The sequence below is a fragment of the Streptomyces sp. NBC_01314 genome (assembly GCF_041435215.1).
Lineage (GTDB): Bacteria > Actinomycetota > Actinomycetes > Streptomycetales > Streptomycetaceae > Streptomyces.
In genome coordinates, this window is record NZ_CP108394.1 from 11138650 (window position 1) to 11162141 (window position 23492).

22 protein-coding genes and 4 pseudogenes are annotated in these 23492 nt (G+C 68.2%); 11 read left to right on the forward strand and 15 right to left on the reverse strand.

The genetic code is table 11. From position 1 onward, the window contains the following. Window positions 1-175 precede the first annotated feature (175 nt). Window positions 176-943 carry an ABC transporter ATP-binding protein gene (locus OG622_RS49280; RefSeq protein WP_371584461.1) on the forward strand — a complete coding sequence of 256 codons (768 nt, stop codon included), beginning with the start codon at window positions 176-178 and terminating at the stop codon, window positions 941-943. A gap of 157 nt (window positions 944-1100) precedes the next feature. Beyond that, complete coding sequence (locus OG622_RS49285; protein ID WP_371583916.1) at window positions 1101-3632, forward strand: ABC transporter permease; 2532 nt, start codon at window positions 1101-1103, stop codon at window positions 3630-3632. Between the two features lie 111 nt (window positions 3633-3743). Here the strand turns inward: OG622_RS49285 and OG622_RS49290 are convergent. Then, window positions 3744-3878, reverse strand: a pseudogene (locus OG622_RS49290) (peptidase); the annotation flags it as partial. Window positions 3879-4243: 365 nt separating this feature from the next. Between OG622_RS49290 and OG622_RS49295 the strand changes: the two are divergent. The 5 genes and pseudogenes from OG622_RS49295 to OG622_RS49315 all read left to right on the forward strand — a co-directional run bounded on the left by OG622_RS49295 (window position 4244) and on the right by OG622_RS49315 (window position 7127). Continuing rightward, complete coding sequence (locus OG622_RS49295) at window positions 4244-4744, forward strand: DinB family protein (protein ID WP_371583917.1); 501 nt, start codon at window positions 4244-4246, stop codon at window positions 4742-4744. Between the two features lie 152 nt (window positions 4745-4896). Beyond that, window positions 4897-5295: pseudogene (locus tag OG622_RS49300) on the forward strand (transposase); the annotation flags it as partial. Window positions 5296-5659: 364 nt separating this feature from the next. Beyond that, window positions 5660-6184, forward strand: a complete 525-nt coding sequence (locus OG622_RS49305) for a hypothetical protein (RefSeq protein ID WP_371583918.1) — start codon at window positions 5660-5662, stop codon at window positions 6182-6184. Between the two features lie 120 nt (window positions 6185-6304). Continuing rightward, on the forward strand, window positions 6305-6451 hold the full coding sequence (locus tag OG622_RS49310) for a hypothetical protein (protein WP_371583919.1): 147 nt from the start codon (window positions 6305-6307) through the stop codon (window positions 6449-6451). 157 nt (window positions 6452-6608) lie between these two features. Continuing rightward, complete coding sequence (locus tag OG622_RS49315; protein ID WP_371583920.1) at window positions 6609-7127, forward strand: hypothetical protein; 519 nt, start codon at window positions 6609-6611, stop codon at window positions 7125-7127. On the opposite strand, the gene OG622_RS49320 is transcribed toward OG622_RS49315, so the two are convergent. Next, complete coding sequence (locus OG622_RS49320) at window positions 7061-7969, reverse strand: IS3 family transposase (protein WP_371583921.1); 909 nt, start codon at window positions 7967-7969, stop codon at window positions 7061-7063. The two genes, OG622_RS49315 and OG622_RS49320, sit on opposite strands and share 67 nt — an antisense overlap. 5 nt (window positions 7970-7974) lie before the next feature. Beyond that, window positions 7975-8280, reverse strand: a complete 306-nt coding sequence (locus OG622_RS49325; RefSeq protein WP_371572347.1) for a transposase — start codon at window positions 8278-8280, stop codon at window positions 7975-7977. A 128-nt stretch (window positions 8281-8408) separates the two neighbouring features. Here OG622_RS49325 and OG622_RS49330 point away from each other — a divergent pair. Continuing rightward, window positions 8409-8987, forward strand: a pseudogene (locus OG622_RS49330) (RNA-guided endonuclease InsQ/TnpB family protein); the annotation flags it as partial. Window positions 8988-9273: 286 nt separating this feature from the next. Here the strand turns inward: OG622_RS49330 and OG622_RS49335 are convergent. From OG622_RS49335 to OG622_RS49360, 6 genes are all read right to left on the reverse strand, one after another. Beyond that, window positions 9274-10233, reverse strand: a complete 960-nt coding sequence (locus OG622_RS49335; RefSeq protein ID WP_371583922.1) for an amidohydrolase family protein — start codon at window positions 10231-10233, stop codon at window positions 9274-9276. 58 nt (window positions 10234-10291) lie between these two features. Continuing rightward, a complete protein-coding gene (locus OG622_RS49340; RefSeq protein ID WP_371583923.1) occupies window positions 10292-11878 on the reverse strand; it encodes a Na+/H+ antiporter in 1587 nt (528 codons plus the stop codon). Between the two features lie 67 nt (window positions 11879-11945). After that, entirely contained in the window at window positions 11946-12830 is an 885-nt protein-coding gene (locus tag OG622_RS49345) for a DUF2255 family protein (RefSeq protein ID WP_371583924.1), read from the reverse strand. Between the two features lie 109 nt (window positions 12831-12939). Beyond that, window positions 12940-13956, reverse strand: coding sequence for a zinc-dependent alcohol dehydrogenase family protein (locus tag OG622_RS49350; protein ID WP_371583925.1), 1017 nt, complete (start codon window positions 13954-13956; stop codon window positions 12940-12942). Between the two features lie 324 nt (window positions 13957-14280). After that, window positions 14281-14613 (reverse strand): carboxymuconolactone decarboxylase family protein, encoded by a 333-nt coding sequence (locus OG622_RS49355; RefSeq protein ID WP_371583926.1) that lies wholly within the window; start codon window positions 14611-14613, stop codon window positions 14281-14283. A gap of 30 nt (window positions 14614-14643) precedes the next feature. Beyond that, window positions 14644-15606, reverse strand: coding sequence for an alpha/beta hydrolase (locus OG622_RS49360; protein ID WP_371583927.1), 963 nt, complete (start codon window positions 15604-15606; stop codon window positions 14644-14646). 232 nt (window positions 15607-15838) lie between these two features. Here OG622_RS49360 and OG622_RS49365 point away from each other — a divergent pair, with 232 nt between their 5' ends. The 3 genes and pseudogenes from OG622_RS49365 to OG622_RS49375 all read left to right on the forward strand — a co-directional run. After that, window positions 15839-16714, forward strand: a complete 876-nt coding sequence (locus tag OG622_RS49365) for a helix-turn-helix domain-containing protein (protein WP_371583928.1) — start codon at window positions 15839-15841, stop codon at window positions 16712-16714. A 98-nt stretch (window positions 16715-16812) separates the two neighbouring features. After that, window positions 16813-17682: a helix-turn-helix transcriptional regulator gene (locus OG622_RS49370; protein ID WP_371583929.1), complete on the forward strand. Its 870-nt coding sequence runs from the start codon at window positions 16813-16815 to the stop codon at window positions 17680-17682. A 238-nt stretch (window positions 17683-17920) separates the two neighbouring features. Next, window positions 17921-18109: pseudogene (locus OG622_RS49375) on the forward strand (oxidoreductase); the annotation flags it as partial. A gap of 270 nt (window positions 18110-18379) precedes the next feature. Here OG622_RS49375 and OG622_RS49380 read toward each other — a convergent pair. From OG622_RS49380 to OG622_RS49405, 6 genes are all read right to left on the reverse strand, one after another. Beyond that, complete coding sequence (locus OG622_RS49380) at window positions 18380-19312, reverse strand: NADP-dependent oxidoreductase (protein WP_371583930.1); 933 nt, start codon at window positions 19310-19312, stop codon at window positions 18380-18382. 562 nt (window positions 19313-19874) lie between these two features. Next, window positions 19875-20744: a helix-turn-helix domain-containing protein gene (locus tag OG622_RS49385; protein WP_371583931.1), complete on the reverse strand. Its 870-nt coding sequence runs from the start codon at window positions 20742-20744 to the stop codon at window positions 19875-19877. Window positions 20745-20891: 147 nt separating this feature from the next. Then, the gene (locus OG622_RS49390) at window positions 20892-21593 is read right to left on the reverse strand and encodes a type 1 glutamine amidotransferase domain-containing protein (protein WP_371574648.1); all 702 of its coding nucleotides are present in this window, start codon (window positions 21591-21593) and stop codon (window positions 20892-20894) included. 31 nt (window positions 21594-21624) lie between these two features. Next, window positions 21625-22017, reverse strand: coding sequence for a nuclear transport factor 2 family protein (locus OG622_RS49395; RefSeq protein ID WP_371583932.1), 393 nt, complete (start codon window positions 22015-22017; stop codon window positions 21625-21627). A 69-nt stretch (window positions 22018-22086) separates the two neighbouring features. Further along, window positions 22087-22218, reverse strand: coding sequence for a hypothetical protein (locus OG622_RS49400; RefSeq protein WP_371574644.1), 132 nt, complete (start codon window positions 22216-22218; stop codon window positions 22087-22089). 242 nt (window positions 22219-22460) lie between these two features. Next, on the reverse strand, window positions 22461-23372 hold the full coding sequence (locus OG622_RS49405; protein ID WP_371583933.1) for an alpha/beta hydrolase: 912 nt from the start codon (window positions 23370-23372) through the stop codon (window positions 22461-22463). Window positions 23373-23492 lie beyond the last annotated feature (120 nt).

The following is a 23492-nucleotide window of genomic DNA, read 5'->3' on the forward strand; positions in this document are numbered from 1 at the left end:
GCGGTCGGGCCGGAACGGCGGTCCCGTGGCGATCTCCCCCGATCGGGGGATGCGGTGCCGGATGTTCGGGGGATCCGCCGGCGGGTGGCCGAGCGGGAGGCTCATGGAGGTCGCCATCAGCGGCGACACCCTCTGCCACGAGGGGCAATCCATCGAGCGTCCACCGAGGATCGGCATGCACGCAAACCTGCCCCCTTCCGCCCCGGAGAGCTACGCGGCCCACGCCACCGACCTGACGAAGGTGTACGGCACGGGGGACACCCGTGTGGTGGCCCTCGACGCGGTCACGGTCGGCTTCGTCCGGAGCCAGTTCACCGCGATCATGGGTCCCTCCGGATCGGGGAAGTCCACCCTGATGCACTGCATGGCCGGTCTTGACTCGCTGTCCTTCGGGTCGGTCCGCCTCGGCGACACGGAGATCGGCTCCCTGAACGACCGTCAGCTCACCCGGCTGCGCCGCGACCGCATCGGCTTCGTCTTCCAGGCGTTCAACCTGCTGCCCACCCTGAGCGCCGTGGAGAACATCACCCTCCCCATGGACATCGCGGGCCGCAAGCCGGAACGGGCCTGGCTGGAGAGCATCATCCAGACCGTCGGCCTGGCCGACCGGCTCGACCACCGGCCCGGCCAGCTATCCGGCGGCCAGCAGCAGCGCGTCGCCGTCGCCCGCGCGCTGGCCGGGCGGCCCGACATCGTCTTCGCAGACGAGCCCACCGGCAACCTGGACTCCCGCAGCGGGGCCGAGATCCTCGAGTTCCTGCGCGGCTCCACGAGCGCGCTGGGCCAGACCGTCGTCATGGTCACCCACGACCCCGTCGCCGCCTCCTACGCGGACCGCGTTGTCTTCCTCGCCGACGGGCGCATCGTCGACGAACTCCACGCGCCCACCGCCGAGGCCGTCCTGGAGCGCATGGGACGCCTGACACCCGCGCACCAGGTCTGACGCCCACGCCGCGCCTGACGTCCGCTCCCCGCGCCTGACGCGCGTACGTCCCGCGCCTGACGCGCGTACGTCCCGCGCCTGACGCGCGTACGTCCCGCGCCTGACGCGCGTCCCGCTCTCCGAGCACCCCTCACCCGGCACCCCCGGAAGGCCGCCCGTGTTCCGCACCGCCTTGCGCAACGTCCTCGCGCACAAAGCCCGCCTGCTGATGACCATGCTCGCCGTTCTGCTCGGCGTCGCCTTCGTCGTGGGCACCCTCGTCTTCACCGACACCGTCGGCAACGCCTACAAGGAGCGCTACCTCACCACCCTGCGCAATGTCTCGGTCCAGGCCACACCGCCGTTCGACGAGAAATCCGGCGAGCCCGGAACCGTGGGGGAGGACACGCTACGGCGTCTGCAACGGCTGCCCGGCGTTGCGTCCGTGACCGGCTCCGTCGAAGGGTTCGCCGCCGTGGCCGCGAAGGACGGCCGCCCCCTCGGCGAGGACAACGTGGCCATGGCGGGCAACTACTTCCCCCAGGCCGACGGCAAGGACAACCGCCACCCGCTGACCACCGGACGCGCCCCCACCGGGCCCGACGAGGTGCTGGTGGACACCAGCACCGCCGACCAGGGCGGCTACAAGGTGGGCGACACCGTCCGGCTGGCCATCGACGGGCCGGTGCTGCACAAGAAACTCGTCGGCATCGTCCGCACCGACGACACCTCCGGCTCCGGCGGCACCTCGGTGTTCTTCGACGACGCCACCGCGCAGAAACTATTGCTGAAGCCGGGTCAGTACGACGGTTTCTCCCTCGTGGCCGAGCGCGGCGCCTCCGAGCAGCGGCTCGCGGCCGAGGCGCGCGACCTGCTGCCCAAAGATTCCGAGATCAGCACGGGGGCGCAGTTGCGAGAGCAGCAGCGGGCCGAGGCCGCCGAGGGGGCGGCCGGGCTCAGCCAGGTGCTGCTCGTCTTCGCGGCCATCGCCCTGTTCGTCGGCATCTTCGTCATCGGCAACACCTTCACCATGCTGGTCACCCAGCGTTCGCGGGAGGTGGCCCTGATGCGGGCCGTCGGCGCCGAACGCCGCCAGGTGACCCGTTCCGTCCTCATCGAGGCCGCCCTGCTGGGGCTGAGCGCGGGGGCCGCGGGTTTCCTCCTCGGTATCGGAGTGGCCATGACCATGCGGCAGCTGTTCGCGTCCACCGGATCCGGCTTCCCCGACGGGCCGTTGATCGTCGCTCCGAGCACCGTGCTGGTCTCGTTCCTGGTGGGCGTCGTCGTCACCATGCTCGCCGCCTATCTGCCGGCCCGCCGCGCCGCCGCCGTGCCTCCCGTGGCCGCCATGTCCGCGCTCCACACACCCCCGCCGGCCCGCAGCCTCCGCAGGCGCAACGCCATCGGTGTCGCCCTGATCGTGATCGGTGTGCTCGGCGTGGTGTTCACGGCGTCCAGCGGCGAGCAGGGCCGCACCATCGTCCTCGTCCCGTCCGCCCTGCTGCTCATCGGCATCATCGTGGTGACCCCGGCGCTCTCCGGCCCGGCCATCGCCCTGGCCGGGCCCCTCCTGCGCCGCTTCGGTGTCCCGGGCACGCTGGCCGCGCGGGGCGCCCGGCGCAATCCCCGGCGCACTGCCTCCACGGCCTCGGCCCTGATGATCGGGCTGTCCATGGTCACCGGCCTCACGGTGGTCGCGGTGTCCGCCACGACATCGCTGCACCAGCGGGCCGAGAACACCGTCACGGCCGACTTCGAGATCTCCTCGAGGAGAGGCGGCTACCTGCCGGCGTCGGTCCATGACACCCTGGCGAAGTCCACGGCCGTCACCTCCTCGAGCCCGCAGCGCCAGAGCGCCGTCCGGATCGGCGGCGACGAGGTGAACCTGACCGGTGTGGACGCCCGGAGCATCGGCGACCTCCTCGACCCGACCTTCGCATCGGGGTCGCTCGCGGCACTGAGCGTGGGCGGCGGCAAGAACCTGCTGATCGACACCTCCACGGCCGACATCTACGGATGGACCATGGGCCAGCGGGTTCCGGTGGTCTACGGCGACGGCAGCCGGGGCACCCTGCGGATCGGCGGCATCTACCACAACGACGAATTCCTCCCGGCCACCATGATGCCGCTCGCCACCCTCCAGCCCCATCTGAAGGAGATCGAGGACACCTCGGTCCTGGTACACACCAAGGACGGCGACGGCGAGACGGTACGGCGGTCCCTGCGGCGCGCCCTCGACCAGAACCCCCTCATCCGGCTGCGGAACACCGACGGCCTGGCCGAGTCCGCCGGTGGCGGGGACATCGCCCTGCTCCTCAACATCCTGTACGGGCTGCTTGCCATGGCTGTGGTGATCGCTGTCCTGGGAGTCGTCAACACCCTCGCGATGTCCGTGTCCGAGCGCACCCGTGAGATCGGGATGCTGCGCGCGGTGGGGCTCCAGCCCGAGCAGACCAAGCGGATGATCCACCTGGAGTCCGTCCTCATCTCGCTGTTCGGGGCTCTTCTGGGCATCGGCGCGGGCATCTTCGTCGGCTGGGCCGCGGGCAGGATCGCCTCCGACAGCATCCAGGGGTACGAGATGGTCATCCCCTGGGGCCGCATGGCCGTGGCCCTCGCGGGCGCCGCACTCGTCGGCGTGGTGGCGGGACTCTGGCCCGCCCGCCGGGCGGCCCGGCTGAACGTCCTCACCGCCCTCAAGGCGGACTGAGGCGCGCGCGACGGCTTGGTACCCGGGGCGGCGGTCGGACTGGTTCCACCGCCGCCACTCGTGCCACCCGGCGCATTCCCCCGAGCGCTCCGGGACTGCCCGCCCGAGCGCTCAGGGGTTGCCGTAGGCCGCCACCATGATGTTCCGCGCCACCTCGTTCATCTCCTGGCCCTTGGCGTCCGTGGAGTTGACGCCGTGGACCAGGGTGCGCGAGCCGTCGCGGGCGGAGGCGATGCCGGTGTGGTGAGACAGATGCGTACAGCTGAAAGAAATTGTGGGTGACCAGGACGACAGCCCGCTCGTCGGCCATCCTTCCCCATGGGCTGGAGGTGAGGCCCGGGGACACTGTCCCCTCTGCAGCCACATACAGATGAACGGTCAACCATCCTCGGATGTTGCGCTGTTGGCACCACGTAGCGCGTGAATTGGGGCACCCCGCTGGTCACGGGCCAGCGGCGGAAAGGGAATCCAGGGCGCACGCGCAGGCGACAGCGGATGTGGTTTGTACTCCAGTTGTAGATCGTGATCTTCGTGCTGGACAGCTACGCAGCAGCACCCGCGGGCAGCACCGGCCGGGGAGCTGTCCTCATGATCCAGTAGCGTCCCGGGACATGACAGCCAACCAGTTCTCGACCTCTACCGAGCGGGAAGCCCTCTGCGGCTTTCTCGACAAGCAGCGCGCCGATCTGCTCAGGAAGGTCGACGGTGTCTCTGACGCGGATGCCCGCATGACTCCGACGGTGAGCTCGTTGTCCTTGATGGGCCTGCTCAAACACTCGGCCCTCTGGGAGCGCAGGTGGTTTCAGATCATCGTGGCGGGACGGGCACTTCCCAATGAGTGGCCCGAAGCGGAGGCCCCGGACTGGAGGGACGAAGACTTCCGTGTCGACGAGCAGGACACGGTGAAGCACTGGACGGCCTTCTTCGAGGAGCAGGTGGCCATCTCACGGGAGATCATCGCAGGCCTATCACTGGAGGCTCCGTGCAGTCGACCCGACCTGGCGGACCGGAATCTGCGCTGGGTCCTGCTCCACCTGATCGAGGAGACTGCCCGGCACGCCGGTCATGCGGACATCATTCGTGAGAACCTCGACGGCAGCCGCGGTATATAGCGCTCCCCCGCAAGCCCGAACGGGCTCATGGGCCTGCCGACGACACGAGTACGGCCACCGTTGATCATCGGTATGTGAAGACTGAAGATCATGCGGTGGCCGCAGGTCACAGGGTAGACCCTGCTCGATGGCAAGAGGCGTTCGAATGCCTGATGGGCCGGATCGCGGGCCGGTTCAAGCGGGTCGAGCCCCGGCGCCGCGGCGATTGGTGCTCGGGCTCCTGTCGGACCTGCCGCGCACGAACTGCTGGACGATCGCCGAGTGGGCCGGGGAGGCCACCCCGGATGCCATGCAACACCTGCTCAGCCGGGCCAAGTGGGACGCCGACGCCGTCCGCGACGAAGTACGCGGATACGTGGTGGAGCACCTGCATGACGAGCGGGCGGTGCTGGTGGTCGACGAGACCGGCGATGTGAAGAAGGGTATCGGCACGGTCGGCGTCCAGCGCCAGTACACCGGTACCGCAGGCAGCAGGCAGAATCGAGAACGCCCAAGTTGCCGTCTACCTGGTCTACGCCGGGCAGAGCGGGTACGCCGCAGTGGACCGGGAGCCGGGAGCGGCAGCATGGCGTCCGGGTTCGACTTGGTCCACGTCGCACTGCGGGCCGCGCTGGAAAAGCGAGGAGCACCCGCAGGGCTCCTGGACAAGAGCTGCTCCAACTGCGTCCACTGGGCGATGCGCTGGCGCGAGCGCGTCCTGGACGTGCTCCACGCCCCCGGCAGCTGATGCCGCCCGCTGCGAACGCCACCTGGCTCCCCGCGCAGCGCCCCCGCGTGCTGCCGGACCCCGGTATCGCTGACCGGGCAGTAATCGATGAGCGCTTCACATAGCGTGATCACGTGCCGGCGTGTCAGGCTGCTGGGTATCTACCTCTCGTCATGTCCATGCTCTGTCGGCGTCGCAGGGAGTTCATCGTGATCGGGGAAGTGCGGCAGTTGGCGTCAGTAGTGGGACGCCGATCGGCTCTGAAGTACGCCGACTTAGGTTTGGTCGCAACGATGCTCAGCGCGTGCGGGGGCGACGAGGGCGGTTCAGGAGTCGCCGGGAACACGATCGAAGCCTTCGCCAAGGGCAAATGGAACCTCACCGCGCAGGGGAGCGAGTGCACCCTCACTGTCGCCGATGGCAAGTGGGACCTGTCGGAAGGAACAGATTCACCCGGCGAGGACGGCCCGCTCACGCGGGAACTGTACGGAACCTACGCTCTCACCGGCGGCGTCCTGGAGGTCTCGGCACAGGAGCGTGAGAACAACGCCGGACCCACGCGCGGGGTCGGGACGCCACTGCCCTCCCAAGTTTCAGACTCGGAGTCCACCACCATCCAGTGGAGCTACGACACCGACCAAAGCCAGGTCCCCATCACCTGGGATGGCAAGAAGCTGGTGCTGGTGTTCAACAACTACGACGGCCCGTTGGTCATCACTGCAAAGCGCCTTTGACGGATACTGGGGCGTATCTCCAAGTCGCCCCGACGTGGCTTCAGGAGCGCAACGTGGGCTGAACTGGCAGCCACCCAGCTCAGCCAGGACTCGTTCTACCCCGACATCACAGGGGCCCAGATGGACGTGCCGAAGAACAAGATCAGTCTGACCGTCCGCGGTATGCGGAGCCTGATCGGCAACGGTCCGATGCACTTCGCCGGCGCCTGGTCGTTCCTGGACGGCGTGAAGGCCGGGGCCATCGTGGCGGCCGACGGCCGAGACTGAACAAGGCTGAAACTCCAGCAAGATCGTTCTCACCGGGATTTCCTGTACGCCAACTACTCACACCCGGGGTGCGATCGAGGTGGTTCCACCATTTCCGCGAGGGCCAATTCGGCATAAAATCAGGGGACTTGCATAGTCAGGAGAAGCAGGAGCCCGCGTGGAGATTGTTGTCCTGGCTTTGTGCGCCGCGACCGCATACGGACTGTTCCGGAAGACCCGAACCGTGCTCCACGCCTGGCGGCTCCCCACCCTGTCCATCAGCATGGATCGGCTGGACGTCTACCAGAAGCAGGCGTTCCAGGAGATCTGCCGAAGATCTCCGAGCCTCGGTACCCGAGTCCGCCTGGCACCTTACTTCGATGAGCGGCACTGGAACCGCGCCGACGCCCTGCTCGTCCTCGCGGAACCCGTCAAACACAAACTCGTACGCATCGAGGGATGGAAGTTCGGTTCCTACGCCCTCACCCGGAAGGGCTGGCGCGAGTACCGGAAGCACTTCATGTGGACAGGGATCAGTGACGAATCCATGCACATAACGGCCTCAGCGGGCGGCTTCGCGGCAGTCAACGTCAACAGTGAAGTTCCCCCCGCGAACTGGACAGCGGGTGTTTACGCTGCCGGGGCGAGGTTCTGCCTGAGCAAGGATCTCGTTTCGAGCGGGGTGACGTACCCGTAGTCGGGGTGTCGACGGAGCCGGCTGCGGTTGTACTCGACCTCGATGTAGCGGAAAACGTCGGCCCGGGCGGCCTTGCGGGTCTCCCACATGGTCGTCCCGATCTCCGCTTTCAGGATGGCGAACCAGCTTTCCGCGGCGGCATTATCGTAACAAGAGCCGACGCGCCCCATCGACTGCCTCATGCGCAACTTGCGTATTTCGCTGCGGAATTCGTCACTCGTGTACTCGCTGCCGCGATCCGTATGCATGACGCAACCCTGCTCCAGGCCGCCACGCCCGGCCGCCATCCGCAAGGCGGCGACCGGCAGCTCGGCGCGGTGGTGGTCGGCCATCGCCCAGCCGACCACCTCCCGCGTCGCGAGATCGATACAGGTCGCCAGATACAACTTCCCTTCCAGCGTGCTGAGTTCAGTCATGTCGCCGACGAGCCGTATCCCGGGCCGGGGCGCGGTGAAGTCCCGGCCGATCAGGTCGAGCGCGAACACCGCCCGCTTCGCCTGCCGGGTCAGGCCCCGCCGCCGACGGCGGGTGATCCCGACGATCCGGTGCTTGCGCATCAGCCGCTCGACCTTCTTGGAGTTCACCACCCGCCCGGCCCGCCGCAGGGCGGCGTGGATCCGCGGGGCCCCGTAGGCGCCGCGAGATCCGGCGTGAAGCACCCGGATCTCGCCCACCAGCACCTCCTCGGCCCGCTCCCGCACCGACCGGGCCGGCCGTGACGCCCTGTGCGCGTAGTAGGTGGAACGGGGCACTCCCAGCACACGGCACAGAAACGCAACGCTGTGACCTGCAGGATTACCCTCCGATGCCTTCTCCGCATCGATGAAACGACACCGTGCCACGGTGTCTACCTCATCTTGTCCTGAGCGAAGAAGGCGGTCGCTTTTCCCAGAACCTCGATCGTGGCCTCCTGCTCGCGAACCTTCCGCCGCAGCCGGACCAACTCCTCACGCTCCGCAGTGGTCAAAGCCCCGGCGGGTCCCTCACCGCGGTCGACCTTCGCCTGCTTCACCCACCCGCGCAGCCCTTCGGGACTCACGCCCAGATCCCTCGCGACCTCGGTGACCGTCTTCTCCGAGGACAACGCCAAGGCGACCGCGTCCCGCTTGAACTCGGCCGTGTACCGCTTACTCATGTTGCTCTTGCTGCTCACTACCTGTGACTGCTTCCTCCGGGACCATCCGTCCCAGTATCAAGCTGTCCGGCTGGCAGGGGGAACCTCACCGCCCGCCGTCGACGACCCGTCGGGCAGTCACAAGCTGATGCGATAGTTTCTGAATCATGACCATTCGTGTGAAGCGGGCGTTCAAGTACCGCTTCTACCCGGACGATGCGCAGGCGGCGGAGCTGTCGCGGACGTTCGGGTGCGTGCGCAAGGTCTACAACCTGGCCCTGGAAGCCCGGACCATCGCGTGGTTCCAGCGCCGGGAGCGGGTCAACTACAACGCGACCTCGGCGATGCTCACCGCGTGGAAGAAGACCGAGGAACTCGCCTACCTCTCCGAGGTGTCCTCGGTGCCGTTGCAGCAGTGCCTGCGGCATCTGCAGGGCGCGTTCACCCACTTCTTCGAGGGGCGGGCGAAGTACCCGCGGTTCAAGTCGCGCAAGAGGTCCCGGCGTTCGGCGGAGTACACCAGCTCGGCGTTCCGTTACCGCGAAGGCCGGCTTACGCTCGCCAAGATGCGCGAGCCGCTGGCCATCGTGTGGTCGCGTCCGCTGCCCGAGGGTGCGGTCCCGTCCACGGTGACCGTGTCCCGGGACGCGGCGGGGCGCTGGTTCGTCTCCCTGCTCTGAGACGACACGATCCCCCCGGCACCGGACGCCACGGCCGCGGTCGGCATCGACGCGGGCATCACCTCACCCTCCCGCCCCCGTCCCGGTGGTACGACTGGCCCTCTGGCCCGAGGGCCGACCGCGGTGTAGGGGGCGTCGAACCCGAACATCACCCCCCAACGGGCCGGAATTGTGTCGCCCCCGCATCACGGCAGCCTCTTCCGGAATCACCGGGGGAGGGAATCGCGACCTTTTGGGGGCGGGGGCGGACGCCGCCGCATGGCCGGTCGCTACGGCTGCCTCAGCCCGAACAGCAACTCGTCGGGTGGATCGCCGAACCCCGCGGCCGGATCCATTGGGCGGCGGCTTGCGTTCACCGTCTTTTCCTCGGAAACAGATGTTGGGCATTGGCTGTCGTCAGGGAACGCCACGTGGTTCCTTCCACCGGTGACTCGGCCGTGTCGATCGCCGCGATGTGGGCGTCGGCCAGTGGGGGAGGCGTCCAGCAGTAGTCGCTGCCGAAGAGCACGCGGTCCGGATCGACGAGGTTCAGCAGGGCGGGAACCTGGCGTGGGAAGGCTGTGCCGGCCATGTCGTAGTACAGGCCGCGTAGTTGTTGCACGGCATCGGGGGCGGGCGGTTCCTGGGTGGGCAGGAACAGCCGCATGAACTCGTTGATGCGGTCGGCCAGGACGGGAATCGCGCCGCCGCAGTGCGGGACGATCACCCGCAGGTTCGGATGACGCGTCAGGACGCCCGCCATCACCAGGTCGGTGACCGTGCGGGCGGTGTCGAAGATGTACTCGACCATCGGCCGTGGTCTGCCGAGCGCCGATTGTTCCCAGCACACCGGTGAGGTGGGGTGCAGGAAGACCACGGCCTGCCGGCGGTCGAGTTCCGCGAAGACGGGGTCGAGGCGCTGGTCGCCCAGGTACACACCGTGCGTATGCGTCAGCAACGCCACGCCGTCGGCGCCGAGTTCGTCGAAGGCGAAGGTGATCTCCTCCAACGCGCCGTCCACGTCCGGAAGCGGTAGCGACACGAAGTTACCGAAGCGGCCCGCATGGTCCCGGGTCAGTTCGGCGGTGTACTCGTTGACGTGCCGGGCCAGGAGGCGGGCCGCCTTGTCGTCGCCGAAGTGCACGCCGGGGGAGGACATGGACAGCATGGCGGTGTCGATGCCGTTGCGGTCCATCAGGTCGAGGTGCGCTTGCACGGACCATGACGGCCAGGCTCCCATGCCGTCGGGGTGGGTGTGGCCCGCGGCTGTCGCCTGCTGGACGTAGAAGTCGGGCAGGAGGTGGGCGTGGACGTCGATGAGGCCGGAGGACATGACGGGGATCCCTTCTCGTCGGTTTGGGGCGAGGGCGCGGCTGGGCGCCGAGCACGGCTCACTCCACCTGTTCGCGTCCGGCCAGCCGCACCTCTTCGTTGTCCAGGGCGGCCTGAAGTCGGCGCAGCACGGTGTCGTCGATGTGCCGTTCGTCGCGCAGGCGGACGACGGTTGCGCGTTTGTGGGCGATGAGGGCGAGGCGGAGGTCGGTGTAGTGGCGGTTGTGGAGCAGGGCCAGTTCTCCTTCGGCGCCCGCGTCTTTGGCCCTGACGGTCGCCAGGTGGGCTTCGTACTCCTGGCGCAGCCACTCCGTGACCTTCGGGGTGGTGCCCAGTTCGTCGGCGAGTTGCGGGAGCGCCTGGATGGCTTCCTTGGTTGCTGTGGTGTCGGCGAGGACCTCCTCCTCGTCGACGGAGGTGTCGCGTGGCAGTCGGGCCCAGCGCACCACGGCCGGCAGCAGCAGTCCCTGCACCACGAGTGTCACGACGATGACGCCGGAGGTGACGAAGACGATGAAGGCACGGTCGGGGAAGGGCGCACCCGAGTCGAGGACCTCCGGTACGGAGAGCGCCACGGCGAGCGACACCGCGCCACGGAAGCCCGCGAACCCGCTGACGACACGGGCCCGGTGACTGATTTCCCGCATCCGCTGCTCGGGGCGCCGGTTGATCAGGCGGATCAGGTAGGCGGAGGAGAACAGGAACGCGAACCGGACCGCGACCAGCACCACGCTGATCACTCCGATCGCGATCAGGGCGTCCTGGAGGTCGGACCGGTTCAGGTGGCGCAGCGCGTACTGGAGTTCCACTCCGACCAGGACGAAAAGGGTGCCGTTGATGATGAAGGTGAGCAGCGGCCAGAAAGCCAGGGCCTGGCGGCGGTGCTCGGCGCGGATGAGGCTCGGCGCCACCTGGGCCATGATCAGCCCGCTCACGACGACCGCGAGGACGCCTGAGGCGTGGATCACTTCAGCGAGCAGATACGCCGTGAAAGGGGCAAGGATCATGACGAGATTGCCCAGCAGGGGATCGTCCAGGCGTCGCCGCAGGTTCATGTTGACCCAGGCGACCGCCACACCGACCGCGGCCCCTCCGCCGTAGGCCAGGAGGAACAGCGCTCCGACATGCGGAAGGGTGAGGTGTTCCTCACCGACGGTGATGCCGACCGCCAGGCCGAAGATGACCAGCGCCGTGCCGTCGTTGACGAGGCTTTCGGCACGCAGCACCGTGACCTGACGGCGCGGCAGCGAGCGCGCCAGGACGCCCACTGCCGTGGCGTCGGTGGGAGCCACGGCCGCACCCAGCGCCCACGCCGGCCCCCACGGCAGCCCGAGGGCGTGACCGGCGACCGCGACGGCGCCCGCGGTGAGGATCACCAGGACCGTGCTGAGCAGCGCGATTCCGCGCAGGTTGGTACGGATCTCCCGCATGGACGTGGTGAGGCTCTCCCAGTACAGCAACACCGGCAGGAAGAGCAGCAGCACCACTTCCGGGGGAAGCTGTGTCTGGCGCACGGCGGGGACCAGCCCGACCAGGGCACCCACGACGAGCAGCACCACGGGCGGTGCGACGCCCAGGCGCTGCGCGACGAACTGGCCGACCAGCACGGCCACGCCCAGGAGTACGACGAGTTCGAGACCGATCATGGGGCTTGCTCCTGGGTCGGGCGGGCTACTGGAGGGAGTCCAGTGGCCTCCACCGGGCGCGTCCTGCTCATCTGGGCACCAGCTTCAGGGTCGTAGGGCGTGCCGCGACCAGGGGATTGATGTACGCGTCGCCGAAGCGGCCGTACTTGGTGCGGTACGCGGTGTCGATGCGGTCGTTGATCTGGGAGTCCGCCACGTCGGCGAAGGTGACGTCCTTGTCGACGCCGCCGGATCGGATGTGCCCCTGATGGAGCGTGCGGGCCGTGCGCCACCACCCGCCGTCCGTACCCCGGAAGGAGCGGACGTACAGGGCGTCACCCTCGCGGACGACCCAGATCGGCACGGGCCGGCGCAGGGTGCCGTCACGGCGGAGCGGCGCCACCTCCAGTTCGTCGGCCCCGGCGATGCGGTCGAGCTCGTCGCTCGTCCATGTCGTCATCGGTGTGCTCCGATCTCCTGGTGATCCTGCGAGGCCGCGAAGCGGCTCGTCACGATCGTCGACCGGCCGCGGCAGCTGGACCTGTGGTCGGGCGGCAATGGTGGTGAGAGGCTCACCGAGGTAGGTCCGGGTGATGCCGAGCGAGTCCTCGAAGACGCGGTAGTCGGTGATCAGGGCGTCGGCCACGGTGAAACGCAGGATCATCTCGCTTTCGATCACCTGTCCCGAGGGATGGAACCGGGAGGCGTACCGGCCCGGTGCCAGGACCTGTCCGTCGGCCTCCACCATGGTCCGCAGCTCGAACGCGAGCGGCTCGACGGCGGCGAAGAACGCGGCGAGGGACTGCCGGATCTCCTCCGGCCCGGTGCGGCACCCGGCCCAGGGCGTCAGTGCCGGGTCGCCCGGGATCGTCCACGTCGCGTCGGGAGCGAAGTGGGAGAGGATCCGCTCCAAGTCGCGTGTGCCGAGGGCATCGAAGAACGCCTGGACGGCGGCGATCGCCTCGCTGGCCATGACTGTCGGTCCGTTCTGCCGGGTGGCGGCGATGGGAGGCGCCGCCGCTGATTGGTGCCGGCGGTGGTGGGCGCGGCTGATCCCGCGCCCACCACCGCCGGGCTTCAGGTCACGGACGGAGCAGCGTCTTGATGGCGCGGCGTTCGTCCATGGCCTTGTAGCCTTCTGCGGCCTCGTCCAGGGGCAGGGTGAGGTCGAAGACCTTGCCCGGGTTGATGCGGCCGCTGAAGACACGCTCGATGAGGTCGGGAAGGTAGGCGCGCACGGGGGCGGGGCCACCGCGCAGCCCGACGTGGGAGAAGAAGAGCTGCTGGCCGTCGATCTGCACGTCGTGCGGCATACCGACGAAGCCGACGTTGCCGCCCGGGCGCGTGGACTGCAGGGCCTGGTGCATCGACTCCTGGGTGCCGACGCACTCGAGGACCGAGTCCGCGCCGATGCCGTTCGTCAGTTCCTTGACGCGGGCGATGCCTTCCTCGCCGCGCTCGGTGACGATGTCGGTGGCGCCGAACTCCAGGGCCAGCTTCTGCCGGGAGGCGTGCCGGCTCATGGCGATGACGCGTTCGGCGCCCAGTTCCTTCGCGGCGATGACGCCGGACAGGCCCACCGCGCCGTCCCCGACGACCACAGCCGTCGAACCCGGTTTGACCTCGGCCGCCTTGGCGGCGTACCAGCCGGTGCCCATGACGTCGGACAGGGCCAGCAGGTCCGGGATCAGCTCCTCGGCCGGCTGCTCCGGCACGGTGACCAGGGTGCCGTCGGCGAGGGGGATGCGGACGTACTCGGCCTGGGCCCCGTTCACCCACTGCGCGTGCTGACACGATGTCTGGTAGCCGAACTGACAGATCGGGCAGGTGTTGTCGGAGGCGACGAAGGAGCCGATGACGAACTGGCCCGGCCTGACGCTTGATACGTCGCTGCCGACCTCCTCGACGATGCCGACGTACTCGTGGCCGATCGGCTGCGGCTCAACAACCGGCAGGACACCCCGATAGCTCCACAGATCGGAGCCGCACACGCAGGCGGCGACCGTACGGATGACCGCGTCCGTCGGTGCCGTGATCCCTGGCTCGGGAGCGTTCTCCACCCGGATGTCACCGGGTGCGTGAATGACGGTTGCTCTCATGATGCCTTCTCAGCTCTTGTCGGGTCTGTCGTGGTGTCAGAGGCGGGTACGGGTCCTGGCGCGCGGGCCGTGGTAGTCGTCGGTCCGCGACGTGCTCGAGCCAGGTGACGTCGTCCGTCTCCCACAGCGCGAGATGGACCATGAAGTGGTCGGCGCGGCCCCGTGCCAGTGCTCCTCACCCGAGGGTGTGTGGATGACGTCGCCGGTGAACCACTCGGCAGGGAGCTTCATGGTGGGAGGCCGCTTCAGCAGTTCCGCCGGCCCGTGTGGCGGCGATGTGTGGGGGAGCCCGCGATGTGGGGGTGCGTGCGGGCGGAGGAGCCCTCAGCTGGACTGGCCGGACTTCTCCACGGTCTCCTTGAGCTGGGTCATCGCGGTCATGGCGTTGGGCCATCCGGCGTAGAAGGCCAGATGCGTGATGGCCTCGACCAGTTCGTCCTTGGTCACGCCGTTCTCCAGTGCCTTGCCGAGGTGGAAGCCGAGCTGGTCGGTTCGGTACAAGGCGGCGAGAGCGGTGACGGTGACCAGACTGCGGTCGCGCGGGGACAGTCCCGGCCGCTCCCAGATGTCGCCGAACAGGACGGTGTCGGTCAGCTCCGCGAGCTTGGGAGCGAGCTCCTGGATGGCCGGCGGCGCGAACTTCTTCCGTTCGGACATGGGTGGTGCTCCTTGCGTGTGTGGGGGGATTCAGGCTGCCCGGCCTTCGACCGGGGGTGGGGACGGGTGCTCACCGAAGAACGAGGTGAGCTTGGCGAGGGCGGGGAAACGTCTTCGTCCTTGTCGTAAAGGTCGAAGTGGGAGCGCCGTCGATCCAGAACAACTCCTTCGGTTCCCCCGGCCCGTTCGACGGTCCTTCGCCTGAAGTGGGCCGTGGCGGCCTCGCTGACCGCGACCATCAGCAGCGGGCGCGGAGCGAGGCTTTCGATGCTGGCGAGGAGCCGTGCTGGGCGTCTGGTGGACACTGCGCAGCATCCACGCGTTCTCGGACCGCAGGTGCGCACTTCGTGCGGCGCGGCGGTAGTACTCGTACCGCTGCCGGAGGTGGTCCGGCGTCGTCGCGTCGACTTCCTCGGGCACGATGTGTTCGAGGAGGGTGGGCTCGCCGCGAGCCTCGTCCGTACGCAGGAGGCCTGCGCGGGCGAGGGGATCGCGGAAGACGGCCGGGCCTTGACCGCCGCCGAACCCGTCGCGCAGCAGGCTGCCGATGCAGGCGGCGCTGACCGTGCCGACGGCCCTGATGCGCTGGTCACCGATGGCGGCGTACAACGCGTGGCCGCCGCCGGTGGAGATGCCCAGCGCACCGATGCAGTCGGGGCCGACGTCCTTCTGGGCGCTGAGGTAGCTGACGGCGTCCTGGATGTCCTCGGCTCGCTGGACGGGGTTCTCCAGGAAACGGGGTTCGCCTTCACTCGTGCCCTGGTGGGCGGTGTCGAAGGCGAGGACGGTGAAGCCGTGCTCGGTCAGTCGCCGGGCGTGGAGCCCCGCGGTCTGCTCCTTCACCCCACCCCACGGGCGGATGACCACGATCGCGGCCAGCGGGTGTCCGACGCGGGCGTCGGGCGTGTGAAGGTGACCGGCCGGCGTCAGGCCGTTGCTGACGAAGGTGACATCCGTCCGCACTGTTTTTCTCGCCTCCTCCGCCTGCAGCATGGAAATACGGGATATCGGTGACGTGCGGAAAGTAATTCTGTCCCGGGGGCTGGGCGTCCCGCTTGTTCGGGTGGATGCTCTCCGCAGACCGATTCTGGTCGCCGAACACGCCATCGAGCGTGCCGCCTTTGAAGGAATCAGCAAAGGGGAGAATTCCATCCTCGGCATCCCTTATCCAGGGGAGAGATTCTTACCCCCCTCGTACAGACCGAGCGGTGCGAGACTCGCTGACATGACCAGCGACGCGCATCTGAACGGGCTGGGAGAATTCCTCAAGGTGCGGAGGGCGGAGTTGACCCCGCGCACCGTCGGTCTGCCCGACACCGGTGGTCGGCGTGTACCTGGCCTGCGCAGGGAGGAGGTTGCCCTGCTCGCCGCCATCAGCGTCGACTACTACACACGGCTGGAACAGGGCCGCATCCAGCCGTCAGCGTCAGTGCTGGCCGCTCTCGCCCATGTCCTGCATCTGGATGATCACCAGCGTGACCACCTGTTCGAGCTGGCCGGCCGGCAGAGGGCGCGACACCGTCGCCCGGCCGTACAGAAGGCGCACCCGCAGTTGTGCCGCCTACTCGACGATCTCTCCGTGAGCCCCGGCGTGGTGATCGGCCGCAGTATGGACATTCTGGCGTGGAATCCGCTCGCCGCCGCCCTGGTGACCGATTTCGCGAAGGTGCCGGAAGACAAGCGGAACTGCGTCCGGATCCTCTTCGAGGATCCGTCCATGCGGACGCTGTACGCGGACTGGCGGGCCGTTGCCCGTGGCTGCGTGTCCCATCTGCGCATGATGGCCGCCAAATACCCGGACGATCCGCGGCTGACCAGTCTGGTCGGCGAACTATCCGTGCAGGACAGGGACTTCGGGCAGTGGTGGGGAAGCCGTCACATGCCGTCGCGCAGGCTGGGCATGAAGAGGTTCCACCACCCCGTCGTCGGCGAACTCGTCCTCGACTGGGACACCTTCACCTGCGGCAGCGATCCCCATCAGGAACTCGTCGTCTGGACAGCGGAACCCGGCACGCCGTCGTACGACGGGCTGCGTGACCTCGCCTCACGGGCCTCCGGTCAACTCGGCGGGCCCGCCGGCCGGGCCGGTCGACCGGTCTGATCCGGCGCCGCGCACTCGGGAGGAACAAGGTGAATTACCGAACCTGGGAAAAAACTCTCCCCCTCATTTCTCGGGTGAATGCTGCGACACTGACTGCTATGTACAGCGAAGCGCATTTGTCTGAACTGGGAGAATTCCTCAAGAAGCGCCGAGCCCAACTCAGCCCGCGGACCGTGGGCTTGCCCGAGTCCGGCACACCTCGGCGCGTGCCGGGCCTGCGCCGTGAGGAGGTCGCCCGACTTGCGGGGATCAGCGCGTACTCCTACGCGCGGTTGGAGCAGGGGCGCGCCCCTGTGCCGAGGTCGGTGCTCACTGCTCTGGTCCGTGTCCTGCACCTTGATGACAACCAGCGCGACCACCTGTTCGAGCTGGCCGCGAGCGGCGGGTATGAACCGCGCCGCCGACCGGCGCAGAAGGTCCACCCGCAGCTCAGACGCATCCTGGACGAGCTGACAGCGACTCCCGCGCTCGTCCTGGGCCGACACCTGGACATCCTCGCCTGGAACCCTCTGGCCGCCGCTCTGCTCACCGACTTCGACCGGATCCCCGACAAGAAGCGCAACTACGCCCGGCTGCTCTTCACCGACCCCGCCTTCCGGGAGCTCTGCCTCGATTGGAGGACGAGCGCTCGGACCTGCGTCGCCCACCTGCGCCTGGAGGCCGCAAGGCGCCCTGACGATCCCGGTTTGGCCGCACTCGTCGGCGAGCTCTCGGTGGCCGACACCGACTTCCGCCAGTGGTGGGCCGGCCGTCAGATGATTGGCCTGCGAATGGGCACCAAGAGGCTGCGACACCCGCTCGTCGGCGACCTCACCCTCGACTGGGACAGCCTGACCTGCACAGCCGACCCCGCACAGAAGCTGGTGATCTCGACCGCCGCGCCCGGGACCCCGTCCCATGACGGACTCCTCTTCCTCGCGTCGTGGAATGCGGACCCGAATCAGTCGGCACGTGATGCGGCAGCCTGACCGCGACGGGGGCAGTCGGCTCGCGCCGTCGTGCCGCCCCTGAGCGTAGGTGGCGATGGACCCCGCCGGGGCGCTGAACCGGATCGCCTTCCTGCCGGAGCGGTGCCTGGCGCCCCCTGCAGCGTGCGTGTCTTCCGTGCGGTCGTCGGCCGCCGGCGGGGGCTCCGACGGCGAGGTGCGGGCACGGGCTGAGACCGGAACACTGCAGTCACTCATGGGCGTCGGCCCCAAGACAGCGCAGGTGTGGGCGGCGACGTCCCCCCGGCTGGCTGGCCTGACCGGCCTCTACCTGGTGGAGGACCGCGACATCACCGATCCCGCTCCCTCGGACGGTGAGTTGCGCGGTGTGAAGGACTGGGCGATCGACCCCGAGCACGCAGCGCGCCTGTGGGAGCTGTCGGCGGAGCTGACGGGCGTGAACGCTTTCACCGCGTGGTGCGTGTCCGGAGAGGGGAGCGCCCTGCTCGCTCCCCTCTCCGGACTCCCCGAGATGGATGAGCGGTACCGGCCCCCAAGATCGTGGCCACCAGTGCCACGGGTAGCACCGGTACCAGGGTGGTGCGGCTCCTCGCGAAGTGTCCAACGGGTGCTTCGGCTCTGACCGATTCCGCGCGGCTGCGGCCGGACTTCGTACCATGTCCGGCCGCAGCCGTGAGGTGGCGTTGAGGGCCGCCCCTGTGCCCATACGGCCCTCGGATCAGAACGTCAGGATCAGTCGGCCCCGTACGCCGCCTGTGGCGAGGAGCCGGTGAGCTTCGGCGGCCTGCTTCGCCGGGAACATCTTCGCGACCCGCAGCGTGATGCTGCCTTCCTCCGTCTGCTGTCGGAGCCGGTCGAGCTTGGCGCGCTCCCTGGCGTAGCGGAACACGACGATCGGCTGGAAGACGATGTCTCGTTCGCCAGGGCCGTCGTAGCCGCGCAGTGTCACCACTCGGCCGCCGTCGCGTACCGCCCGAGCGGTGAGGGCGCCGAGCGACGCGGCGTCGAGGAGTCCGTCGACGCCGTCAGGTATCTCGGCGCGTACCCGGTCCGGGTACTCGGCGCCGCGACGGAGTACGACGTCGGCACCGAGTTCCTTGATCAGGGTCTCGTCCTGGTCCGAGGCGTCGGCCACCACCCGCAGCCCGTCCGCCTTGGCCAGCTGGACGGCGTAGCCGCCCACCGCACCGGCCGCTCCGGTGATCGCGACGGTCTGGCCGGGCTCCAGGCCGAGCGTGTCCAGGGCGAGGCGCGCGGTCAGGCCGTTCATCGGGAGCGACGCGGCCTGTGCGTCGGTCGCGCCGTGAGGGGTACGGACGACCGAGTCCACCGGGACCACGACCTGCTCGGCGTAGGCGCCGTGCGCGCCGTCGGGGAGCACGATCGCCATCACGTGGTCGCCGACGCTCAGATCCGTGTCCGTACCCGTGCCGATCTGGTCCACGACCCCGGCGGCTTCCATGCCGGGAACGAACGGCGGCTGGGCGTCCGGCGACCGGGCGGGTCCACCGCGCTGGAGGGCGTCGACCGCGTTGACGGTCGCGGCGTGCACCCGGATGCGCACCTCGCCCGGACCGGCATCGGGGGCGGGCAGCTCAAGAATCTGAAGCACCTCCGGCCCACCGAATTCCGTGAAACCTACAGCCTTCATTCGAAGCACCTCACTGCTCGGCATGCGGTCGTTGAGGTGTCCGACCTTTTCGTCTCGCGCACGCCGGGAAAAGGGGAAGGTTCTTGGCTGGGATGCGGTCATAGGAGGGACGAATCCCTCCCCCCATGACACCAGCACCGGTGAGAGATGCGATGCTCCTCCCGGTCGCGCTGTGGCATGCCGATGAGAGCGAGTGTGTGGGGCAGTCTGGGGCAGGCTCATCCTGAGGGCGGAACGAGCGGTTCCGGCGGTCAGAGCGCCCAGACGGGCGTGGACGAAGCCGCTGAGGAGCATGCCGACGGTGGTCACAGCCGTTCAGCCGACCGTCGCCCACAGCACCGGGGCGGCGGTCGAGCCGATCGCGCCGCCGGGGAAGTCGCTCGTGACAAAGGCCGTATTCTCCGCCGGGCGGGGCTCTGTATGGGAGGCAGGCCGGTGAGATGCGCTCGTTCAGCAATGCCCGCTGATTTTTTTCGAGCCCATGCAGGCGAATCCTGTTCAGCGGGGCAGCCCTGGCCAGGGGGAAAGACTTCTCCTCCTGCGGACGCACGTGGGAGAGGGCTCAGGTGACGGTGTCGGACGCGGTCCGTTTGTGGTCTGCGGCCCAGGAGGCCAGGAGGCGTAGTCCGTCGTGGGAGGGGGATCCGGGTTCGGCGTTCCATACGATGATGTGCTGGTCGGGGTCTGTGCCGCAGGTGAGGGTGTTCCAGTCGAGTGTGAGGTCGCCGATCACGGGGTGACGGAGTTTCTTGACGCCTTTGCCGCGCATGGCGACGTCGTGTGCGGTCCACCACTGCCGGAACTGTGCGTCGCGGGTGGAGAGTTCCTCGACCAGGGTGGTGAGGCGCTCGTCGCCGGGGTAGCGTGCGCTTTCCATGCGCAGCTGGGCGATGGCCAGCCGGGTGACTTCTTCCCAGTCGGTGTACAGCTCGCGCATCCAGGGTTCGGTGAACAGCAGCCGGACGAATACGCGTTCCTGTTGCGGGTAGCGTCCGAAATCGGTCCACAGGGCGGCGGCGAGCCGGTTCCAGCCCAGGATGTCGGTGCGCCGGCCGATGACGAAGGCGGGGGAGGCGGTGAGGTCGTCCAGCATGCGCTGCAGCTGTGTGTCCACCTGCTGACGGTCGCCCGAGGTGGGTGGGCGCGGCGTCCCTTTCGCCGCGAGGTCGAAGAGGTAGGTGCGCTGGTCGTCGTTGAGGCGGAGTGCCTGGGCGATCTCGTTCAAAAGGGGTGCCGATGCCTGGAGGCGGCCCTGTTCGATCCGTGTGTAGTACTCGGTGCTGATCGCGGCGAGCAGGGCTACTTCCTCGCGGCGCAGACCGCTCACCCGCCGCCGTTGCCCCTCGCGGAGTCCGACCTGGGAAGGGCTGACCTCGGCGCGGCGGGCCTTGAGGAACTCACCCAGCTCGTTCAGATGAGGATTGCGGTTCATGACTTGCAGCCTCGCACAGAAGCCCGGGGTTGTGAGGGGGGAGGGATTCCACCCATGGTGGCCTGGCTCAGGTACGCATTTTCATCGTGGTGGACTCGGCGGCCCGGGGTGCGTGCCGGGCCGCCGAGGGATCACACGGCTGTGGTGTCAGCCCGCCAGTGCCCTGACGAGCTCGTGGGCCAGCGGGACCGCGGAGCCCGGGTTCTGGCCGGTGTACAGGGTGCGGTCGGTCTCGACGTGCGGGGCGAACGGCTCGCTCTCACGGTAGTCGGCGCCGAGTTCGTCGACGAGGCGGTCCTGCAGCAGCCACTTCGCGCGGTCCGCGAGACCGTTGAGTTTCTCCTCGGCGTTGGACAGGCCGGTCATCCGGTAGCCGGCGAACGGCGACGTGCCGTCCGCACCGATGGTGGCCAGCAGCGCCGCGGGGCCGTGGCACACCAGGGACACCGGCTTGCCCGAGGCGAGCCACTGGGTGAGCAGCCGGCCGGAGGCGGCGTCGTCGGGCAGGTCCTCCATCGGGCCCCAGCCGCCGGGGTAGAACACCGCCGCGTAGTCGTCGATGTTCACGTCCTCGATGCGCATCGGGTGCGCGAGCTCGCTCGCCTCGCGCAGGGCGGTGCGCATGCGCTGCGCGCCTTCCTCGCCGCCGTTGAACTCCGCGGTGAGGCTGAGCGCGTCCGCCGTGGGCGGCACGCCGCCGGGTGTCGCCGCCGCGATCTGGTATCCGGCTTCCCTGAAGACCTGGTAGGGGCCGATTGCTTCCTCGGCCCAGAAGCCGGCCGGCTGCCGGGTTGCGTCGGCCAGCGTCCAGTGGTCGGACGCGGTGATCACGAAGAGGATCTTCGCCATGGTCTGCTCCTGATGAAATGGGTGGGGGGCTTCAGCCCTTGAGGGCTTCCTGCAGGACGTGGCTGTCGGCGGCCTGGCGCATGCTGACGGCCCTGCCGTCGCGGACGGTCCACAGGTGGATGAAGCGGACGTCGGCCTTGTTCCCGGTCTTCGTCTGGGCGTGGTAGTGCCCCAACACGAAGACATGGCCTTCGTCGTCGGCGTAGAACTCCTCCGCCACCGCCCCGAAGGACTCGTAGTTCGGCATCGTCCTGCCGAAGAAGTCCTTCGCCGCGCTGTCCCAGCCGTGGTAGACGCCGCTGTTGGGGAAGCCGGGGGTGATGTCCCACACGAGGTCCGGCGCCATGACCTCGGCGGTGACTTCCGGGGCCATTGCGGATTCGTAGAGCCGGCGGATGAGGGCGAGGTTCGGGGAGTCGGACATGGGTGGCTCCTTGCGGAAGGTGGGTGGGGGGTGGATCGGAATCGGATACGGGGAGGAAAGGCCTGGTGATCAGGCGGCGAGAGCGGCCCGTCCCGCGCGGAAGACCGCGGCCCGGCACGCGACCCGAGCACCCAGGAAGAAGCCCAGCCGGCTGATGTCGCCCTCACTGCCCGTGGTGGAGTCCCGGCCGGAATCGGACATGGTGAGGGGCTCCTCGAAATGTCTTGGTCGGTGTGCGACCAAGCTTTGCATCGGAAGAGCGCGCTGTGAGGGGTAAGAAAATCTCCCCTCCCTGCCGCGCTCCCGGTATGCGAATTCGGTCCGACGCCGGATCCTGCGGGGCGGTCCGTCCCGCACCCGCGTGGTAGGACAGTCGCAGTTCGCGTTCGCCGCTTTGTCCGGGACCGGTTTCTGCGCCTACTCGGCTGAGGCGTTGTGGGCCTCTAGAGGACGGCGAAGAACTCCACCATCTTGGGGATCGCCTGGTCCATGTATTCAGGCACGTCGTACAATGCGATATGCGTTGCGCCTTCGATGACGAACAATTCCTTCGGCCCCTTGGAAAGCTCGTAGGCCTGGTCGCTGAATACCTTTGTGTCCGCCTTGCTCCCTGCGATGAGGAGCATCGGCTGGGTAAGCAGTTCCGGGATCTGGTCAAACGCCGAGAAGGCGAACATCTTGTCCATGCTGGTCAGCAGGAAACGGCCCTTCGAATTTGGATGCTGACCTCGCGGCGTCCTGTAGTAGTCGTACCCCTCGCGCAGGAGGTCCGGGGTGCTTTCGTTGATCTCTTCCAGCGTTTCCGGGATGAACGGGGCGTAGACGGGCTCCGCACCTCGCGCTTCCGCGGTGCGCTGGTTGGAGACCATTTCCAGCGTTCCGATCTGCTCGGCCACCGGGGACATGTGCCCCAGAAAGCCCCTGGAACCCTCGCCCATCGGAGCTGCGCTGACCGTGGCCACTGCCTTGAAGCGACGTTCGGTCTGGGCCACGCTGATCGCGTAGCCGCCGCCGGCGCAAATGCCGAAGACCCCCATGCGCTCGGAGTCGACGAACGGAAGCGTGGTGAGGAAGTCGGCTGCACAGCGAGCGTCTTCCACCCGGGTCGTCGGGTCCTCCAGGAGGCGGGGTTCGCCACCGCTCGCTCCCTGATATGAGGAGTCGTAGACAACGGTGACGAATCCCTGCTCGGCGAGCTTCTTGGCGTAGTGGCCGATGGTCTGTTCCTTTACGCCTCCGGCCGGATGGATTCCGACGAGTGCCGGATACGTCTTGTCTTCGCTGAAGTTTTCTGGCAGATGGAGATGTCCTGAAATCTCTACTGCCTTGTTCCTGAACGAAACGGTTTCAACCATGGCGCGTTTCCTCTTTCGGCCTCGGTCCGCCGTCGGGCGGCCCTCAGGCCATGGTCTGTCGAAGCTCAGGGCATGTCTACTCGTGGTGGGGGGAGGAATCTTTCCCCTGGGTAAAACTCG

Excerpts from the sequence above, each read along its gene's own strand:
- OG622_RS49280 (WP_371584461.1), top strand. The coding sequence starts at position 176 with ATGCACGCAAACCTGCCCCCTTCCGCCCCGGAGAGCTACGCGGCCCAC.
- OG622_RS49295 (WP_371583917.1), top strand. The coding sequence starts at position 4,244 with ATGACAGCCAACCAGTTCTCGACCTCTACCGAGCGGGAAGCCCTCTGC.
- OG622_RS49310 (WP_371583919.1), top strand. The coding sequence starts at position 6,305 with ATGGACGTGCCGAAGAACAAGATCAGTCTGACCGTCCGCGGTATGCGG.
- OG622_RS49335 (WP_371583922.1), bottom strand. The coding sequence starts at position 10,233 with ATGTCCTCCGGCCTCATCGACGTCCACGCCCACCTCCTGCCCGACTTC.
- OG622_RS49340 (WP_371583923.1), bottom strand. The coding sequence starts at position 11,878 with ATGATCGGTCTCGAACTCGTCGTACTCCTGGGCGTGGCCGTGCTGGTC.
- OG622_RS49345 (WP_371583924.1), bottom strand. The coding sequence starts at position 12,830 with ATGGCCAGCGAGGCGATCGCCGCCGTCCAGGCGTTCTTCGATGCCCTC.
- OG622_RS49350 (WP_371583925.1), bottom strand. The coding sequence starts at position 13,956 with ATGAGAGCAACCGTCATTCACGCACCCGGTGACATCCGGGTGGAGAAC.
- OG622_RS49355 (WP_371583926.1), bottom strand. The coding sequence starts at position 14,613 with ATGTCCGAACGGAAGAAGTTCGCGCCGCCGGCCATCCAGGAGCTCGCT.
- OG622_RS49360 (WP_371583927.1), bottom strand. The coding sequence starts at position 15,606 with ATGCTGCAGGCGGAGGAGGCGAGAAAAACAGTGCGGACGGATGTCACC.
- OG622_RS49365 (WP_371583928.1), top strand. The coding sequence starts at position 15,839 with ATGACCAGCGACGCGCATCTGAACGGGCTGGGAGAATTCCTCAAGGTG.
- OG622_RS49370 (WP_371583929.1), top strand. The coding sequence starts at position 16,813 with ATGTACAGCGAAGCGCATTTGTCTGAACTGGGAGAATTCCTCAAGAAG.
- OG622_RS49380 (WP_371583930.1), bottom strand. The coding sequence starts at position 19,312 with ATGAAGGCTGTAGGTTTCACGGAATTCGGTGGGCCGGAGGTGCTTCAG.
- OG622_RS49385 (WP_371583931.1), bottom strand. The coding sequence starts at position 20,744 with ATGAACCGCAATCCTCATCTGAACGAGCTGGGTGAGTTCCTCAAGGCC.
- OG622_RS49390 (WP_371574648.1), bottom strand. The coding sequence starts at position 21,593 with ATGGCGAAGATCCTCTTCGTGATCACCGCGTCCGACCACTGGACGCTG.
- OG622_RS49395 (WP_371583932.1), bottom strand. The coding sequence starts at position 22,017 with ATGTCCGACTCCCCGAACCTCGCCCTCATCCGCCGGCTCTACGAATCC.
- OG622_RS49400 (WP_371574644.1), bottom strand. The coding sequence starts at position 22,218 with ATGTCCGATTCCGGCCGGGACTCCACCACGGGCAGTGAGGGCGACATC.
- OG622_RS49405 (WP_371583933.1), bottom strand. The coding sequence starts at position 23,372 with ATGGTTGAAACCGTTTCGTTCAGGAACAAGGCAGTAGAGATTTCAGGA.